Raw genomic sequence first — 16720 nt, forward strand, 5'->3', positions numbered from 1 at the left:
TCCGGGGCCGGCGCGGATACGATCGACGGAGTCGGACAGCGCTGTCCTTCGTACTCACGTAAGGAGCGCACCCGTGACCGACCAGCACGATCACGACGGCCCGGACGCCGCGCTGCGGGCCGACATCCGCCGCCTCGGCACCCTGCTCGGCCAGACCCTGGCCCGCCAGGAGGGCCGCCCCCTGCTCGACCTGGTCGAGGAGATCCGCGCCCAGGTCCGCTCCGACGCCCCGGCCGCCGCGCAGCGGCTCGGTGGGCTCGATGTCACCACCGGCACCAAGCTGGCCCGCGCCTTCTCCACCTACTTCCACCTGGCCAACATCACCGAGCAGGTGCACCGGGCCCGGGACCTGCGACGGCGCCGGGCCACCCACGGCGGCTGGCTGGACCAGGCGGCCAAGATGATCGCCGAGCGCGGGGTGCCGGCCGAGGAGATCGCCGCCGCGGCCCGGCGGCTCGCGGTACGCCCCGTCTTCACCGCCCACCCCACCGAGGCGGCCCGCCGCTCGATCCTGTCCAAGCTCCGCGCGATCGCCGACGAGCTGGACACCGAGACCGCCAACGCCATCCTCTACGGCGCCAGCGACGAGGGGCCGGCCAACCGGCGCCTGGCCGAGCTGCTCGACCTGATGTGGCAGACCGACGAGCTGCGGCTGGACCGTCCGGACCCGACCGACGAGGCCCGCAACGCCATCTACTACCTGCGCGACCTGTACGCCGAGGCCGCGCCGCAGGTGCTCGACGACCTGGCCGACACGCTGCGCACCCTCGGCGTGGAGACCTCGCCGACGGCCCGCCCGCTGACCTTCGGCACCTGGATCGGCGGCGACCGGGACGGCAACCCGTTCGTCACCCCGACGGTCACCCGCGAGGTGCTCCAGATCCAGCACGAGCACGGCATCGCCGCCACCGAGAAGGCGATGGACTACCTGATCAACGAGGTGTCCGTCTCCCGCCGGCTGCGCGCCGTGTCGCTGGACCTCTCCGCCAGCCTCGCCGCCGACCTGGACGCGCTCCCCGAGGTGGCGCCCCGGTTCCGCCGGGTCAACGCCGAGGAGCCGTACCGGTTGAAGGCGCGGTGCGTGAAGGCGAAGCTGGCCAACACCCGGGAGCGGCTGCGCCGGGGCACCCCGCACGTGCCCGGCCGCGACTACCGCGGCTCCGCCGAGCTGATCGCCGACCTGGAGCTGCTGCGCGCCTCGCTGGCCCGCAACTCGGGGCAGCTCACCGCCGTCGGCCGGCTCGCCTCCACCATCCGTACGGTTTCCGCGTTCGGCCTGCACCTGGCGACGATGGACGTCCGGGAGCACGCCGAGAAGCACCACGAGGTGCTCGGCCAGCTCTACGCGGCCGTCGGCGAGGTGTCGGACTATCCGGCGCTGAGCCGGCTGGAGCGCACCAAGCTGCTCGCCGACGAGCTGACCGGTCGCCGCCCGCTCTCCACCGTGGACACCCCGCTGACCGAGGCCGCGCAGAAGACGTTCGACGTGTTCGGCGCGATCCGGGAGGCGCAGGACCGGTTCGGCGCCGAGGTGATCGAGTCGTACATCATCTCGATGACCCTCGGCGTGGACGACGTGCTCGCCGCGGTGGTGCTGGCCCGCGAGGCCGGCCTGATCGACGTGCACAGCGGCCGGGCCCGGATCGGCATCGTGCCGCTGCTGGAGACCCCGGCCGAGCTGAACGCCGGCGGTGAGCTGCTGGACGAGCTGCTGTCGCTGCCCGCGTACCGGGCGCTGGTGGCAGCCCGGGGCGACGTGCAGGAGGTGATGCTGGGCTACTCCGACTCCAACAAGGAGGCCGGCATCACCACCAGCCAGTGGTCGATCCACCGGGCGCAGCGCGCGCTGCGGGACGTGGCCGCCCGGCACGGGGTGCACCTGCGGCTCTTCCACGGCCGCGGCGGCACGGTCGGGCGGGGCGGCGGCCCCACCCACGAGGCCATCCTGGCCCAGCCGTACGGCACCCTCGACGGCGCGATCAAGGTGACCGAGCAGGGCGAGGTCATCTCCGACAAGTACACCCTGCCGGCGCTGGCCCGGGAGAACCTCGAGCTGACCGTCGCCGCGGTGCTCCAGGCGACGCTGCTGCACACCGCGCCCCGACAGCCGGCCGAGATGCTGGAGCGCTGGGACGCGGCGATGGACGTGGTCTCCTCCTCCGCGTTCCGGTCGTACCGCTCGCTGGTCGAGGACCCGGACCTGCCGGCGTACTTCTGGGCCTCCACCCCCACCGAGCTGCTCGGCGCGCTCAACATCGGCTCCCGGCCGGCGAAGCGTCCCAACACCGGGGCCGGGCTCGCCGGGCTGCGGGCCATCCCGTGGGTGTTCGGCTGGACCCAGACCCGGCAGATCGTGCCGGGCTGGTTCGGCGTCGGCTCCGGGCTGGCGGCGGCGCGGGCGGCCGGGCTGGAGGACGTGCTCGCCGAGATGAACCGGAACTGGCACTTCTTCCGCACGTTCCTGTCGAACGTGGAGATGATGCTCACCAAGACCGACCTGAGCATCGCCCGCCGCTACGTGGAGACGCTGGTCCCGGAGCAGCTGCACCCGATCTTCGCCAAGATCGAGCAGGAGTACGAGCTGACCAAGCAGGAGGTGCTGGCGGTGACCGGCACTCCGGCCCTGCTGGAGAACTCGCCGGTGCTCCAGCGCACCCTCGCGGTGCGGGACACCTACCTGGAGCCGCTGCACCACCTCCAGGTGGCGCTGCTGCGGCAGTACCGGGACTCCGGGGCCGCCGGGCGCGCGGTGGCGACCGCACCGGGCGGCCGTCGCGCCCCGAACGACGGTACGGCCCTGGAGCGCGCCCTCCTCACCACCGTCAACGGCATCGCCGCCGGCATGCGCAACACCGGCTGACCCCGCCCGCCCCCTGGCGTCGATCATGCAGTTGTGGTGCCCCGCAAAAGCATCGAGCGGGTAGCAACCGCCCACCACAAGTGCATGATCGACGGGGGCGGTCAGATGTCCCCGCCGCCGAAGTCACCCCCGCCGAAGTCACCGCCGCCGAAGTCACCGCCGCCGAAGTCGCCGGCCTGGTCGCCGGCGCCGAAGTCGCCCTGGTCGGCGCCCTGGGCGTCGGCGTCGGCGCCCTGGGCGTCGTCGTAGCCCTCCTGGTAGCCGGCCTCGTAGCCGTAGCCCGGGTCGGCGAAGGCGGGCGAGAAGAGCGCGTCGGCGATCAGCAGGCCGCCGATCACGCCGGCCCCCGCGCCCAGCGCGGTCTTCCACCACGGGGTGGAGTACCAGCCCGCCGGCACCGGCCGCCCCTGGAAACGCCCACCCGGGTGGTAGTAGGGCGTGTCCCGGCCCGGCTGCGGGCCGGCCTTGAACGTCTCCCCCTGCACCTGCACCTGGCGTTCCCTGGTCAACTCGCCGGCGCCCTGCGCGGCGGCCAGCGGCGGCAGCTCCGGCCCCGGGTCCAGGCCCAGCGCCACCCGCGCCGCGCGGGCGTAGGCCAGCCCTTCCAGCGCGGTCTCCCGGGCCAGCCGGTACTGCTGGACCGTCCCGGCCTGCTCCAGCTGGCTGCCGGCGGCGTTGTAGCGCTCCGCCGCGTCCACCAGCGCCTGGCGTACGGCGGGGTCGTCGCCGTGCAGGTTCATCACCTGGCCGCCGAGGCGCTCGTACCAGCGTTGGGCGTCGGCGCGGACGTCGGCGAGGCTGCGCGCCTCCCGGGCCGCCTGCTCCCGCCGCCACCAGACGAACCCGCCGACCAGGAGGGCCACGAGAATCGCCACGAGCAGAAGTTCCATGCCGCTGAACGTACCCGCAGGCGTGGGGTCGTACCCGTTTGGCAAGCTCTGGTGATGGACTTCTCGACGCTGGCCGTGGTGGTCGTCTGCCTCGTCGCGGGCGCCGCGCTGGGCTGGTACGCGGCCCGGGCCCGGTCGGCGACGGAGATCGCCCGGCTGGAGGCGACCCTGGCGGCCACCCGCGAGGGCGAGGGCCGGCTGGAGCAGTCGATGCGGGCGCTCAGCTACGAGGCGACCGCGCAGTCGCAGGAGGCGGTGGCCCGGGCGGTGGCCCCGCTGCACGACACCCTGCGCCGCTACGAGCAGCGGGTGGCCGAGCTGGAGCACCACCGGGTCGACGCCTACGCGGAGCTGCGCGAGCAGGTCCGCGCCATGAGCACCGTCTCCGGCGAGCTGCGCACCGAGACCAAGCAGCTGGTGGCGGCGCTGCGCGCGCCCCAGGTGCGGGGGCGGTGGGGCGAGCACCAGCTGCGCCGGATCGTCGAGGCCGCCGGCCTGCTGGAGCACTGCGACTTCAACGAGCAGGTCACCGCCGCCACCGACCACCAGGGGGTACGCCCGGACCTGGTGGTGCGGCTGCACGGCGGACGCACCGTGGTGGTCGACGCGAAGGCGCCGTTCGACGCGTACCTGACCGCGATGGAGGCGCGCGACGAGCGGGGTCGGGACAGCCACCTCGACCTGCACGCCAAGCACCTGCGCGGGCACGTGGACGCGCTGGCCGCGAAGACCTACTGGGCGGCCTTCGAGTCCACTCCCGAGTTCGTGGTGCTCTTCGTGCCGGCCGACCCGTTCCTGGACGTGGCGTTGCAGCGCGATCCGACGCTGCTGGAGCACGCGTTCGCCCGCAACGTGGTGCTGGCGACCCCGGCCACCCTGGTGGCGCTGCTGCGCACCGTGGCGTACTCGTGGCGGCAGGAGGCGTTGGCCCGCAACGCCGTCGCCGTCCACTCGCTGGCCCGCGAGCTGTACGGGCGACTGTCCACGCTGGGTGACCACGTCGGCAAGCTGGGCGCCTCGCTCGGTGGGGCGGTGACCGCTTACAACCGGGCGGTCGGTTCGTTGGAGGCGCGGGTGCTGGTCAGCGCGCGCAAGCTCGCCGAGCTGGGCGTCTCCGACCAGGAACTGGCCGCCCCGGCACAGGTCGAGGTGGCGCCCCGGCAGCCGCAGGCCCCGGAACTGCTCGACGGGGCGTCCACGCCGGAGCGGTCCGCCTAGGTCACAAATGTGACAGTGCGCATCCACGCATGTCACGAAGTGGTCACAAGGTATCGCTCGGTAGTGACACCGCCACGACACAGCACAAAGGATCTGCTCACGCGTGCCCTGTCATCTCAGGGCCCTGTTCTCTGGAGGAAAGAGAACGTGAGCAAACCCCGCAACCTGAGCCGGCGCACCTCCGCCGGGCTCTTCGCCACGGTCGTGGCCGCCGGCGCCATGGCCGGTGCGGGCGGTGCCGCCACCGCGAGCGCCGCCCCCGCGACCAGCCCGGACGCTCCCGCCAACGCCGTCGAGACGCTGGGCGCGCACGACGCCAAGCTGCTCGCCGAGGCGGAGGCGAAGCACGCGCCGACCGTCACGCTGATCGTCGCCACCGACAAGGGTGAGGCGAAGGACGTCGCCGAGGCGGTGAAGGATCTCGGCGGCACGGTCAGCCAGCGCTTCGACTCCATCGGGTACGTGCTGGCCAAGGTTCCCACCGCGAAGGTGCTCAGGGCCGCCACGCTGCCCGGCGTCGCCGCGGTCGACCTCGACGAGACCATCCAGCTCCCGGACCCGAGGCCGGAGGCCGCGCCGAACGGCGCGACCGCCGCCGAGCAGGGCGAGACCCTGTCCGGGCCGGGCGCCGACACTGGCGCGGTCAACCCGTACATGCCGACCAACGAGACCGGCGCCGAGGCGTTCAAGGCCGCCCACCCCGAGTGGGACGGGCGCGGGGTCACCATCGGCATCATGGACTCCGGCGTGGACCTGGACCAGCCGGCGCTGCAGAAGACCACCACGGGCGAGCGCAAGATCGTCGACTGGGTCACCTCGACCGACCCGCTCGAGGACGCCACCTGGCGCGCGATGGTCACCGAGGTCACCGGCCCGACCTTCACCGTCGGCACCACCAGCTGGACGGCCCCGGCCGGCAGCTACCGGTTCGCCACCTTCCGGGAGTCGATCACCGCCCCGGCGGGCGCGACCAGCGAGGTCGGCGGTGACGTCAACCGCGACGGGGACACCACCGACTCGTGGGGGATCCTCTACCACGCCGACAGCCACGACATCCGGGTCGACGTCAACGGCAACCGCGACTTCACCGACGACGAGGTGATGCGCCCGTACCGGGAGAAGTTCCAGGTCGGCCACTTCGGCACGGACAACCCGGCCACCGCCGTCCGCGAGCAGATCCCGTTCGTCGTCGAATACCGCGAGGACGTCGACACCAACCCGGGCGACGGGCAGCCCGGCCCGTACGCCGACTTCGTCAACATCGGCATCGTCCAGGCCACCCACGGCACGCACGTCGCCGGCATCACCGCCGCCAACGACATGCTCGGCAACAGCGTCCTCGACGGCGCGGCCCCCGGCGCCAAGCTGGTGTCCTCCCGCGCCTGCGTCTGGACGGGCGGCTGCACCGCCGCGGCCCTCACCACCGGCATGGCCGACCTGGTGATCAACCGCAAGGTCGACGTGGTCAACATGTCGATCGGTGGCCTGCCGGCGCTGAACGACGGCTCGAACGCCCGCGCCCAGCTCTACAACAGCCTGATCACCACCTACGGCGTGCAGCTCTTCCTCTCGGCCGGCAACTCCGGCCCGGGCCTGAACACCATCGGCGACCCGTCGGTGGCGTCCAACGCGGTCAGCGTCGCGGCCAGCATCAGCAGGCAGACCTGGCTGGCCAACTACGGCTCGGTGGTCCGCAAGGACAACGCCCTGTTCAACTTCTCCTCGCGCGGCCCGCGGGAGGACGGCGGCTTCAAGCCCAACATCGCCGCCCCCGGCTCGGCGATCTCCACCGCGCCGACCTGGCTGCCGGGCGTGCCGGTCGCCGAGGCCGGCTACCCGCTGCCGCCGGGCTACCAGATGCTCAACGGCACCTCGATGGCCGCCCCGCAGGCCGCCGGCGCCGCCGCGCTGCTGCTCTCCGCCGCCAAGTCGAACGACCAGGGCGTCACCCCGGCCGCGCTGCGTCGGGCCATCTACAGCTCGGCCACCCCGATCGAGGGCGTCGCCACCTACGCCCAGGGCTACGGCATGTTCAACGTGCCGGGTGCCTGGGAGCTGCTGGACCGGGGCGTCGAAGCCCGCTCGTACACCTCGGACGCGCCGGTCTGCACGGAGCTGTCGGAGAACCTGACCCGCTACGACGCCGGCACCGGCACGTTCGTGCCGAACCCCCACCGGGGCGCGGGCGTCTACAACCGGTGCGCCGTCGGGCAGGGCGGCCAGCGGGTCGACCAGACCAGGACCTACCCGGTCAAGGTCACCCGCACCAGCGGCCCGGCCGGCAACATCCGGCACGACGTCCGGCTCCGCGGCAACGACGGCACCTTCACCGCCCCGCGGTCGGTGGTGCTGCCGCTGAACAGGACGGTCACCGTCAACGTGGTCGCCAAGCCGCGTACCGACGGGGCGCACGGCGCGCTGATGACCATCGACGACCCGGCCACCAACGTGGTCGACTTCGAGGTCTCCACCGTGGTGGTCGTCTCCAACGACGTACGGAAGCCGGCTTACTCGTTCTCGGCCGAGGGCTCGGTGGACCGGAACAGCTTCACCTCGTACTTCGTCACCGTCCCGGCCGGCGCGGGCGCGCTCCAGGTCAACCTCTCCGGCATCGCCACCGGCTCGCAGACCCGGTTCATCGCCATCAACCCGTACGGCATCCCGGTGGAGAGCACCGCCAGCACCGCCTGCTACACCAACTTCTCCAACGCGGCGGCCTGCAAGCCGCAGGAGCGGGACTACCAGAACCCGATTCCCGGGGTCTGGGAGATCGAGGTGGAGTCCCGGCGCACCTCGCCGTCGCTGAACAACCCGTTCCAGCTCCAGGCCCGGGTGCAGGGCGTGCAGGTGGAGCCGGCCACCGTCGAACTGCCGTCGGTGACCGCCGGCACCCCGACCCAGGTCACCTGGGGCCTGAGCAACACCTTCGGCCCGGTGTCGGTGACCGGCCAGGGGGGCGCGCTGTCCAGCGTGCACGCCGAGCGGCCGACCATCGCCGAGGGCGCGCAGCAGGAGTACGCGGTGACGGTGCCGGCCGGGGCGACCAGCTTCACCGCCCGGATCGGCAACACCGCCGACCTCGGCGCCGATCTGGACCTGTCGGTCTTCCTGGGCGCCACCCGGGTGGGCAGCTCGGCCGACGGTGACTCGGAGGAGGCGGTCACGCTGACCAACCCGGCCGCCGGCACCTACCGGGTGGTGGTGGACGGGTACGCCGTCGACGGTCCGGGCACCAGCACCGCCTACGACTACCGGGACTCGTTCTCGGCGCCGTCGCTGGGCACGCTGTCCGCCCCGACCACCCCGCTCCCGCTGAACCACGGCGACACCGCCGCCCTCACCGGTACGGTGACCGCCCTGTCCGCCCCGGCCGCCGGCCGGGAGCTCTACGGCGACCTGGCCGTGACCACCACCGAGGGCGCGGTCGTCGGCCGCGGCTCGGTCGCGGTCGGTGCGGTGAACTGACCGCCGCCTGACGGCGGTCCCGCGACCGCCACGTACGACAGGAGCCCGCCCCCGACTCCGGGGGCGGGCTCCTGCCTTCGGTGCTGGCGGGCTCAGGAGCGGCGGGCGGACTCCACCATGAAGGGGATGCCCTCCTGGCAGGTGGTGACGGTGTCCGGCTGGGCGCGACCGCTGACGGTGACCCGGGTACCGCTGGCCAGCACGTCGCGCGGTCCGCCGAGCAGAAGGTAGCCGTCGAGCAGCAGGCAGCCCGGCTCCACCCCGGAGGTCACCGTCCCGGTCAGCGTGGTGTCACCGGCGGGTGGCGGCAGGGTGGGGCCGCCACCGGGCCGCTTCGGCGTCCGGGGCGGCAGCGACGGCGGCGTGGCGGTGGCGCCGCCCGGATCGGGGCTGGCCGCCGGGGTGGTGGGCGTCGCGGTCACGGAGGGGGATCCCGTCGGCAGGGCGCTGCCGGTGCCGCCACCGCAGGCGGCCAGGGCCGTGCAGACGACCAGGGCGGGAACGGCGAGACGAAGGGTTCTCATGCTGGATGGGACGCAGCGCGGGCCCGGACCGTTCCCGGTCAGCCCCGGGCCGCCGCGGCCTTCATGTCGCGCTTGAGCTCCTGTGGCAGCGAGAAGATCAGCCGCTCGTTGGCGGTGACGATCTCCTCGACGTCGGTGAAGCCCCGCGCGGCCAGGTGGGCCAGCACCTCCTGGACCAGCTCGTCCGGCACGCTGGCGCCGGAGGTCACGCCGACCGTGCCGGCCCCGGCCAGCCAGGCGTCGTCGATCTCGTGCGCGAAGTCGACCAGGTGCCCGGCGCGGGCGCCGGCGTCCAGGGCCACCTCGACCAGCCGCACCGAGTTGGAGGAGTTCCGCGAGCCGACGACGATCACCACGTCGCACTCGGGGGCGATCTCCTTGACCACGTGCTGGCGGTTGGAGGTGGCGTAGCAGATGTCGTCGCTGGGCGGCGACTGGAGCAGCGGCAGGCGCTGCTTGAGCCGGGCCACGGTCTCCAGCGTCTCGTCCACCGACAGGGTGGTCTGGGAGAGCCAGACGACCTTGTTCGGGTCCCGGACGGTGACCTTGTCGACGCCGTCGGGGCCGTCCACCAGCTGGATGTGCGCGGGGGCCTCACCCGCGGTGCCGACGACCTCCTCGTGCCCCTCGTGGCCGATCAGCAGGATGTCGTAGTCCTCGGCGGCGAACCGCTTCGCCTCCTGGTGCACCTTGGTGACCAGCGGGCAGGTCGCGTCGATCGCCTTGAGCGAGCGCTCCCGCGCCTGCTCGTAGACCTCCGGGGCGACGCCGTGCGCGGAGAAGATGACGGTCGAGCCCTCCGGCACCTCCTCGTTCTCCTCCACGAAGATCGCGCCCCGGGCCTCCAGGGTCTGCACCACGTGCTTGTTGTGCACGATCTGCTTGCGCACGTAGATCGGGGCGCCGTAGAGCTTGAGCGCCTCCTCGACGGTCTGCACCGCCCGGTCCACGCCCGCGCAGTAGCCGCGGGGCTTGGCCAGGAGCACGCGCTTGCCGGTCCGGGGGGTGGTTCCAGCCTGGGTCACCCGCCCATCGTACGTGCCCGGTTTTCCGGCGGCAGCGGCTGCGACCCGTACCACAGGGGGCGGCGGGGGCCGGCGGAACGCGCGGACCGGCAGCGCGCATGGTCACCCGGTCGGGGCTGCCGCGGGTCGTCGGGGGCTGACCGTAGGGTGGGCGGGTGACCGACGCCCCGCGCAGCACCCCGGAGGAGCCCTGGCCGGTCCGGGTGGTCAGCCAGAAGGTCGGCGCCTGGATCGCCCGGCTCGGCTGGGTCTGGGTGGACGGGCAGGTCGCGCAGATCAGCCGCCGTCCCGGCGCGAGCACGGTCTTCCTCACTCTGCGCGACCCCTCCGCCGACCTGAGCCTCACCGTCACCACCAACCGGGACGTCCTCGACTCCGGCGCCCCGGAGCTGCGCGAGGGCGCCCGGGTGGTGCTGCACGCCAAGCCCGAGTTCTACGCGGCGCGGGGCACGTTGAGCCTGCGCGCCGACGAGATCCGCCAGGTGGGGCTCGGCGAGCTGCTGGCCCGGCTGGAGAAGCTCAAGAAGCTGCTCGCCGCGGAGGGGCTCTTCGACCGGTCGCGCAAGCGCCGGCCCCCCTTCCTGCCGCAGCGCGTCGGCCTGATCACCGGCCGCGCCTCGGCGGCCGAGCGGGACGTGCTGACCAACGCCCGGCGGCGCTGGCCGGCGGTGGAGTTCCGCACGGTCAACGTGGCGGTGCAGGGGCCGTCGGCGGTGCCGCAGATCGTCGACGCGCTGAAGGTCCTCGACGCCGACCCGAGCATCGACGTGATCATCCTGGCCCGGGGCGGCGGCGGCATCGAGGACCTGCTCCCCTTCTCCGACGAGGCGCTCTGCCGGGCGGTCTTCGCCTGCCGTACGCCGGTTGTCAGCGCGATCGGCCACGAGACGGACGCGCCGCTGGTCGACTACGTCGCCGACGTCCGCGCGTCCACGCCCACCGACGCGGCCAAGCGGGTGGTGCCCGACCTCACCGAGGAGGTCCGGCTCATCGGCCAGGCCCGGTCCCGGCTGGAGCGCGCGGTCCGCAACCTGGTCGACCGGGAGTCGCACCGCCTCGACCTGCTCCGCTCCCGTCCGGTGCTGGCCCGACCGCAGGTGATGGTGGAGCAGCGGGCCGCCGAGGTCACCGCGCTGCGGGACCGGACGGGCCGCTGCCTGGACCACCGGCTCGGGGCCGCCGCGGACGACCTGCGGCACACCCTGGCCCGGCTGCGCGCGCTCTCCCCGGCGGCCACCCTCGACCGCGGGTACGCGATCGTGCAGCGCGCCGACGGGCACGTGGTCCGCGCGGCCGGCGAGGTCGCCAAGGGCGATCCGCTCCGGGTACGCCTCGCCGAGGGCGAGCTGGCCGCGACCGTCGACGGCTGAGGACTCTGCGCAAGGATGGACGCGATGACTGACGAGAAGAACGACGAGCGGCTCAGCTACGAGCAGGCCCGCGCCGAGCTGGCGTCGGTGGTGGAGCGGCTGGAGGCCGGCGGCACCTCGCTGGAGGAGTCGCTGGCGCTGTGGGAGCGCGGCGAGAAGCTCGCCGACATCTGCCAGCGCTGGCTCGACGGCGCCCGGGCCCGGATCGACACGGCCCGCCAGGGCGCGGAGAGCTGACGCGACGGCGGGGCGGCCGGAACCGCCCCGCCGTCCGGCGTCAGTTGAACAGGTTGTAGAACTCCTTCGGCGCCTCGACGACCTGGTCGGCCGGGGGCTTCTGGGCGGCGGCGGCGCTGCCGTAGTCCGAGTAGGTGATCTTCACTTCCTGCGCGGCGTTCTGCCCGGCGGCCGGGATCTGGACCACCATCTCGCTGAGCCGGCCCTGCGGGTCCAGCTTGGCGGTGAACGGCACCGACTTGGCCTGCGCGCCGAGCGCGGTGATCACGCTCGGGTCCACGGAGCCGGCGTCGGCCGCCTTCGACACGTCGAGCGTGCCGGCGTAGCTGCCCTCGCCGGTCTGCCGGACCTCGGTGATGCCCTGCGTCAGCACCTCGCTGCCGGCCGGGTCCACCTTGTCGAAGTCGAAGCCGAGCGACTTGTTGCCCTTGATCCGGGTCTGGTCGAGGTGCTGGTACTTACCGAGGGCGAGCTTGTTGGCGCCGGGGATGCCGCCGGCGGCCTGGCCGCTGAGGTCCAGCTTCACCCAGCTGTCCGGCTTGAAGTGGATCAGGTCGAGCTTCATCATCAGGTCCGACGACGGGTCGCCGATGGTGACCCGCATCTCGGCGCTCTGGCTCGGCTCGTGCACCTGGCCCTCGGCGGTCGAACCCGCACCGGCCATGGTGAACCGGAAGTTGCCGTTGCTGATCTCCCGGGTGGAGTTCAGCAGGGCCTGCTTGGCGTCGCTCGGCGCGGCGCTGCCCGGAGCGGCGCTGCCGGAGACCGTGGGGGACGCGGAGGCCCCCGCCTCGCCGGTCCCGGTGCTGTTGCAGGCGGCCAGGCCCGGCGTGAGCAGCGTCGCGGCGAAGACCGCGGCGCTGAAGCGTCGAATGGTCACGTGACTCTCCAAGTGGGTCGTCCGGCCCATCGAGGGCGCCGGAGGCGTGGCGCCGCGGCCCTGACGCTGGCCCCGGCGCACGAGCCCCGTCCGGCTGGTGTTCGCCGGCGAGGTCGTGCCCCTTCTGTTCCCTGACGTCGCCTTCCGCAATCCCCGAGAGGTTCATCCGCCCGACCGTGGTGGGGCGGCCTGCCGCCCCACCACGTGCGGCGTCAGTTCTTGAACATCTCGTAGACCTGCGCGGACGCCTCGACGACCTTGTCCGCCGGCGGCTTCTGCACGGCGGTGGCGGTGCCGTAGTCGGCGTACGTGACGGTCACGTTCTGTGCCTTGGCGTCGCCGGCCGCGGGCAGCTGCACGGCGAACTCGGTCAGCCGGCCCTGGGCGTCCAGCTTGGCGGTGAACGGCAGGGCGGCGGCCTTGTCGCCGAGGCCCTTGACGACGTCGGCGTCGAGCACGTCGGAGTCGGTGGCCTTGGTGCCGTCGATCGTGCCGGAGTACGTGCCCTCACCGGTCTTCTTGACGTCGGTGACGGCCTTGGTCAGCGCCTCGCTGCCGGCCGGGTCGACGTCGGCGAAGTCGAACTCCAGCTCCTTGGCGTCCTTGACCTTGGCACGGTCCAGGTGCTGGTACTTGCCCTTCATCTGCTTGGCGCCCGGGATGACGTCGGCCATCGGGCCGCCGAACTCCATCTTGACCCAGCTGTCGGTGTCGATGAAGACGAGGTGCAGGTCCATCGAGAAGTCCTCGCCACCCCCACCGCCCTTCATCTTCACCTCGGCGCTCTTGGACGGCATGTGCACCGTGCCGCTGCCGTCGAACTCCCCACCGGTGATGGCGAAGGTGAAGTTGCCCTTGCCGATCTCCTTGGTGGAGGCGAGCAGCGCCTCCTTCGGGTCGGCGGGGATCGCCGGGGCGGCGGCGGCCTTGTCGGTGCCGGAGTCGGCGGCCTGCGAGTTGCAGGCGGCCAGACCGGGGACGAAGAGGGCGGCGGCGAGGACGCCGAGGCTCCACCGTCGAATGTTCACGTAGTTCTCTTTCCGATTCAGGGCCCGGCGACGTCAGGTGCGCCGGGTGGTGAGCCGGGGCAGCCTAACGGAAGGGAACGACAGACGGGGGCCGTCGACCTAGCGGAGGGCGGCGGCGAGCTGGCGCAGCTCGTTCTCCCGGGCGTCGCCCACCACGATCACCGTCCGGTCCGGCTCCAGCAGCACCAGCGCCTGTTCGTTGCCCCGGGCGGTGTACCGCTGCCAGTTCCGCCCGGCCAGGTCGGTCTGCCCCTGCGGCGTCCCCTGAGCGGTCAGCTCGGCCGGCAGCAGCTGCTCCGGCGGGACGCTGCTCTGCACCAGCTGGGCGCCGCGCCCCTCCGGGGTGAGGTAGCCGACGCGCAGGTTGGCGCCGCCCTCGACGGTACGGAAGCTGGCGTTGACCGTACGCCAGCCGGAACCCAGGCCGGAGGGCTCGCTGACCGGGAAGGCGTTCGCCGACCGGGCCTGCTCGAAGGCGGGGGCCGGGTCGATCGTGGTGGGCTGCTCGCCACCGAGGAAGCCCCGGTAGAAGGCGATCAGCAGGGCGATCGGGATCAGCAGCACCAGCAGCGACAGCGCCATGTCCTTCGGCGACCGCTCGGACCGGGACTTCTCGGCCCGGGCCGGCCGGGCGGCGGCCGGCCGGGCGGCGGCCGCCGGCGGCGGCACCTCGGTCGGCGCGGCGCCCGCCGGTTCGACCAGTGCCGGCTCGGGGTTCGCCGGGGCGGCCGGCGACTCCACCAGCGCCGCCTCCGGCTCGGTCGGGGTGCCGGCGGTCGTCGGGCCGGTCCCGGGCGTCGGCGCCGCGGCCCCGGTCCCGGCGGCCACGCCGGTCGGGCCGGTCGGGGTCACCGGCGGCTGGCCGTCCGGCGGGGTCCGATCGGCGGGTACGCGGTCAGCAGGCTGTGCGGGCTCCACGCAGCCATTGTCGCAGCAGCGCCGGTGACCCGGTCCGACCCTCCACCGCCCCGGCCCCGCACACGTACTGTCATCGTGTGAGGATCAGCGACAAAGCCGGCAGCGGCGACGGCCGCACCTGCCGGTCCACCCCGCAACGTCGCGAGGAGGAAGCCGCATGACGAACACCAGGACGCGGATCCCGCAGGATCTCGACCGTAACCTCGCCCTCGACCTGGTCCGGGTCACCGAGGCCGCGGCCATGGCCGCCGGCCGGTGGGTCGGCCGGGGCGACAAGGAGGGCGGCGACGGGGCAGCCGTCGACGCCATGCGCAAGCTGATCAACTCGATCCAGATGCGGGGCATCGTGGTGATCGGCGAGGGCGAGAAGGACAACGCCCCGATGCTGTTCAACGGCGAGGAGGTCGGCGACGGCACCGGTCCCGAGGTGGACGTGGCGGTGGACCCGGTCGACGGGACCACGCTGATGAGCAAGGGCATGCCGAACGCCCTCGCGGTGCTCGCCGTCTCGGAGCGGGGCGCGATGTTCGACCCGAGCGCCGTCTTCTACATGGAGAAGCTCGCCGTCGGCCCGGCCTACGCCGACGTGATCGACATCAACGCCGGCCCGGCCGAGAACATCCGCCGGATCGCCAAGGTCAAGGGCACCGACGTCTCCGAGGTCACGGTCTGCATCCTGGACCGCTCCCGCCACGACGACCTGGTCAAGCAGATCCGGCGGACCGGGGCGGGGATCCGGTTCATCTCCGACGGCGACATCGCCGGTTCGATCGCCGCGGCCCGCGGCGAGTCCGACGTCGACGTGCTGATGGGCATCGGCGGCACGCCGGAGGGCATCATCTCCGCCTGCGCGCTCAAGTGCATGGGCGGGGCGATGCAGGCCAAGCTCTGGCCGCGCGACGCCGAGGAGCGGGAGAAGGCGCTGGCGGCCGGGCACGACCTGGACCGGGTGCTCACCACCGACGACCTGGTCACCGGCGACAACTGCTTCTTCGTGGCGACCGGGGTCACCTCGGGTGACCTGCTGCGCGGCGTGCGCTACAAGGCCGGCGGGGCGTACACCCAGTCGATCGTGATGCGCTCCAAGAGCGGCACCATCCGGGTGATCGACTCGTACCACCGGCTGGAGAAGCTCGCGCTCTACTCGGCCATCGACTTCGACGGCCGGCCCCTGGCCGAGCAGGAGTGAGCGGGACCGGGACCGCGGCCCGCCCGACGGTCCCGACGGTCCGGCGAGCCGTCGGCGTCGGGCTGGCGACCGCCTGCGGCGTCGCCGTGGCCGTGCAGTCCCGGATCAACGGCGAGCTGGGCGTACGCCTGGCCGACGGCATCGCCGCGGCGGTGGTCTCGTTCGGGGTGGGCCTGCTGGTGCTGCTGGTGCTGGTCCCCGCCACCCCCGCCGGACGGCGGGGCCTGCACGCCCTGCGGGCGGCGCTGCTCGACGGCTCGCTGCGCCCCTGGCAGTGCCTCGGCGGGGTGTTCGGCGCGTTCCTCGTCGCCACCCAGGGGCTCACCATCGGCACGCTGGGCGTCGCCGTCTTCACCGTGGCGGTGGTCGCCGGGCAGTCCGGGAGCAGCCTGGCGGTGGACCGGGCCGGGGTGGGCCCGGGCGGTCCGCAGCCGGTCACCGGCGCCCGGCTGGCCGGGGCGGTGCTCACGGTGCTGGCCGTCCTGCTGGCGGTCGGCGACCGGCTCGGGGACCCGGGAGCCCTGATGCTGGCCCTGCTGCCGCTGCTCGCCGGGGTCGGCATCGCCTGGCAGCAGGCGGTCAACGGCCGGGTCCGGGCCGCGGCCGGCAACGCGCTCGCCGCCACGCTGGTCAACTTCACCGTCGGCACGGTGGTGCTGGTCGCCATCCTCGCCGTGGAGGTGGCGGTCCGGGGCCGGCCGCCCGGCGGCTTCCCGAGCGAGCCGTGGCTCTACCTGGGCGGTCCGATCGGCATCGTGTTCATCGCGGTCGCCGCGGGCGTCGTCCGCTCCACCGGGGTGCTGCTGCTCGGGCTGGCCACCATCGCCGGCCAGATCGTCGGGGCCGTGCTGCTGGACCTGATCCTGCCGACCGAGGCGTCCCACCCCGGTCCGGCGACCCTGGCCGGCGCGGCGCTCACCCTCGTGGCGGTCGCCCTCGCGGCGAGGCGGTGAGGGCCGGCGCGGTGAACCGCGCCGGCGTCGGGCGGAGCAGGCGGGCGGCGTACCCGGCCAGCAGCAGGCCGGACAGCGCACCGGCGAGCGCCGCCAGCACGGCCGGCTCCCGCGCCACGTCGGGCGAGCGGGACAGCCAGATGGTCGTCGACCACCAGCACGA

Annotated in this window: 14 protein-coding genes; 7 read left to right on the forward strand and 7 right to left on the reverse strand. The window is 73.5% G+C overall.

The window, feature by feature from the left end; genetic code table 11:
* The first annotated feature begins 73 nt into the window (after positions 1-73).
* A complete protein-coding gene (gene ppc, locus AC5L3Z_RS14395) occupies positions 74-2860 on the forward strand; it encodes a phosphoenolpyruvate carboxylase (protein ID WP_494842248.1) in 2787 nt (928 codons plus the stop codon).
* A gap of 101 nt (positions 2861-2961) precedes the next feature.
* Here ppc and AC5L3Z_RS14400 read toward each other — a convergent pair whose 3' ends face one another.
* Positions 2962-3750: a hypothetical protein gene (locus AC5L3Z_RS14400; RefSeq protein WP_494842249.1), complete on the reverse strand. Its 789-nt coding sequence runs from the start codon at positions 3748-3750 to the stop codon at positions 2962-2964.
* 54 nt (positions 3751-3804) lie between these two features.
* Here AC5L3Z_RS14400 and AC5L3Z_RS14405 point away from each other — a divergent pair, with 54 nt between their 5' ends.
* Positions 3805-4968 (forward strand): DNA recombination protein RmuC, encoded by a 1164-nt coding sequence (locus AC5L3Z_RS14405; protein WP_494842251.1) that lies wholly within the window; start codon positions 3805-3807, stop codon positions 4966-4968.
* 147 nt (positions 4969-5115) lie between these two features.
* Positions 5116-8433 carry a S8 family serine peptidase gene (locus AC5L3Z_RS14410; RefSeq protein ID WP_494842253.1) on the forward strand — a complete coding sequence of 1106 codons (3318 nt, stop codon included), beginning with the start codon at positions 5116-5118 and terminating at the stop codon, positions 8431-8433.
* 92 nt (positions 8434-8525) lie between these two features.
* Here AC5L3Z_RS14410 and AC5L3Z_RS14415 read toward each other — a convergent pair whose 3' ends face one another.
* Together AC5L3Z_RS14415 and AC5L3Z_RS14420 are read right to left on the reverse strand one after the other, a co-directional pair.
* A complete protein-coding gene (locus AC5L3Z_RS14415) occupies positions 8526-8957 on the reverse strand; it encodes a hypothetical protein (RefSeq protein WP_494842255.1) in 432 nt (143 codons plus the stop codon).
* A gap of 38 nt (positions 8958-8995) precedes the next feature.
* Complete coding sequence (locus AC5L3Z_RS14420; protein WP_494842257.1) at positions 8996-9982, reverse strand: 4-hydroxy-3-methylbut-2-enyl diphosphate reductase; 987 nt, start codon at positions 9980-9982, stop codon at positions 8996-8998.
* Positions 9983-10137: 155 nt separating this feature from the next.
* On the opposite strand from AC5L3Z_RS14420, the gene xseA reads away from it, so the two are divergent.
* Together xseA and AC5L3Z_RS14430 are read left to right on the forward strand one after the other, a co-directional pair.
* Complete coding sequence (gene xseA / locus AC5L3Z_RS14425) at positions 10138-11352, forward strand: exodeoxyribonuclease VII large subunit (protein ID WP_334533606.1); 1215 nt, start codon at positions 10138-10140, stop codon at positions 11350-11352.
* 24 nt (positions 11353-11376) lie between these two features.
* On the forward strand, positions 11377-11589 hold the full coding sequence (locus tag AC5L3Z_RS14430) for an exodeoxyribonuclease VII small subunit (RefSeq protein ID WP_334533608.1): 213 nt from the start codon (positions 11377-11379) through the stop codon (positions 11587-11589).
* Between the two features lie 40 nt (positions 11590-11629).
* On the opposite strand, the gene AC5L3Z_RS14435 is transcribed toward AC5L3Z_RS14430, so the two are convergent.
* The 3 genes from AC5L3Z_RS14435 to AC5L3Z_RS14445 all read right to left on the reverse strand — a co-directional run bounded on the left by AC5L3Z_RS14435 (position 11630) and on the right by AC5L3Z_RS14445 (position 14415).
* Complete coding sequence (locus AC5L3Z_RS14435; RefSeq protein ID WP_494842259.1) at positions 11630-12469, reverse strand: hypothetical protein; 840 nt, start codon at positions 12467-12469, stop codon at positions 11630-11632.
* Positions 12470-12681: 212 nt separating this feature from the next.
* A complete protein-coding gene (locus AC5L3Z_RS14440) occupies positions 12682-13497 on the reverse strand; it encodes a hypothetical protein (RefSeq protein WP_494842261.1) in 816 nt (271 codons plus the stop codon).
* Positions 13498-13596: 99 nt separating this feature from the next.
* Positions 13597-14415 (reverse strand): DUF4245 domain-containing protein, encoded by an 819-nt coding sequence (locus tag AC5L3Z_RS14445; RefSeq protein ID WP_494842263.1) that lies wholly within the window; start codon positions 14413-14415, stop codon positions 13597-13599.
* Between the two features lie 157 nt (positions 14416-14572).
* On the opposite strand from AC5L3Z_RS14445, the gene glpX reads away from it, so the two are divergent.
* Both glpX and AC5L3Z_RS14455 read left to right on the forward strand, forming a co-directional pair.
* Positions 14573-15604 carry a class II fructose-bisphosphatase gene (gene glpX / locus AC5L3Z_RS14450; protein ID WP_494842264.1) on the forward strand — a complete coding sequence of 344 codons (1032 nt, stop codon included), beginning with the start codon at positions 14573-14575 and terminating at the stop codon, positions 15602-15604.
* Complete coding sequence (locus AC5L3Z_RS14455) at positions 15601-16557, forward strand: DMT family transporter (RefSeq protein WP_494842265.1); 957 nt, start codon at positions 15601-15603, stop codon at positions 16555-16557. The genes glpX and AC5L3Z_RS14455 overlap by 4 nt, the downstream gene beginning before the upstream one ends.
* Here the strand turns inward: AC5L3Z_RS14455 and AC5L3Z_RS14460 are convergent.
* Complete coding sequence (locus AC5L3Z_RS14460; protein WP_494842267.1) at positions 16520-16675, reverse strand: hypothetical protein; 156 nt, start codon at positions 16673-16675, stop codon at positions 16520-16522. The two genes, AC5L3Z_RS14455 and AC5L3Z_RS14460, sit on opposite strands and share 38 nt — an antisense overlap.
* Positions 16676-16720: the final 45 nt, after the last annotated feature.

The sequence above is a fragment of the Micromonospora sp. LZ37 genome (assembly GCF_059359015.1).

Coding starts and splice junctions, on each gene's coding strand:
- AC5L3Z_RS14400 (WP_494842249.1), bottom strand. CDS start 3,750: ATGGAACTTCTGCTCGTGGCGATTCTCGTGGCCCTCCTGGTCGGCGGG.
- AC5L3Z_RS14405 (WP_494842251.1), top strand. CDS start 3,805: ATGGACTTCTCGACGCTGGCCGTGGTGGTCGTCTGCCTCGTCGCGGGC.
- AC5L3Z_RS14415 (WP_494842255.1), bottom strand. CDS start 8,957: ATGAGAACCCTTCGTCTCGCCGTTCCCGCCCTGGTCGTCTGCACGGCC.
- AC5L3Z_RS14430 (WP_334533608.1), top strand. CDS start 11,377: ATGACTGACGAGAAGAACGACGAGCGGCTCAGCTACGAGCAGGCCCGC.
- glpX (WP_494842264.1), top strand. CDS start 14,573: ATGACGAACACCAGGACGCGGATCCCGCAGGATCTCGACCGTAACCTC.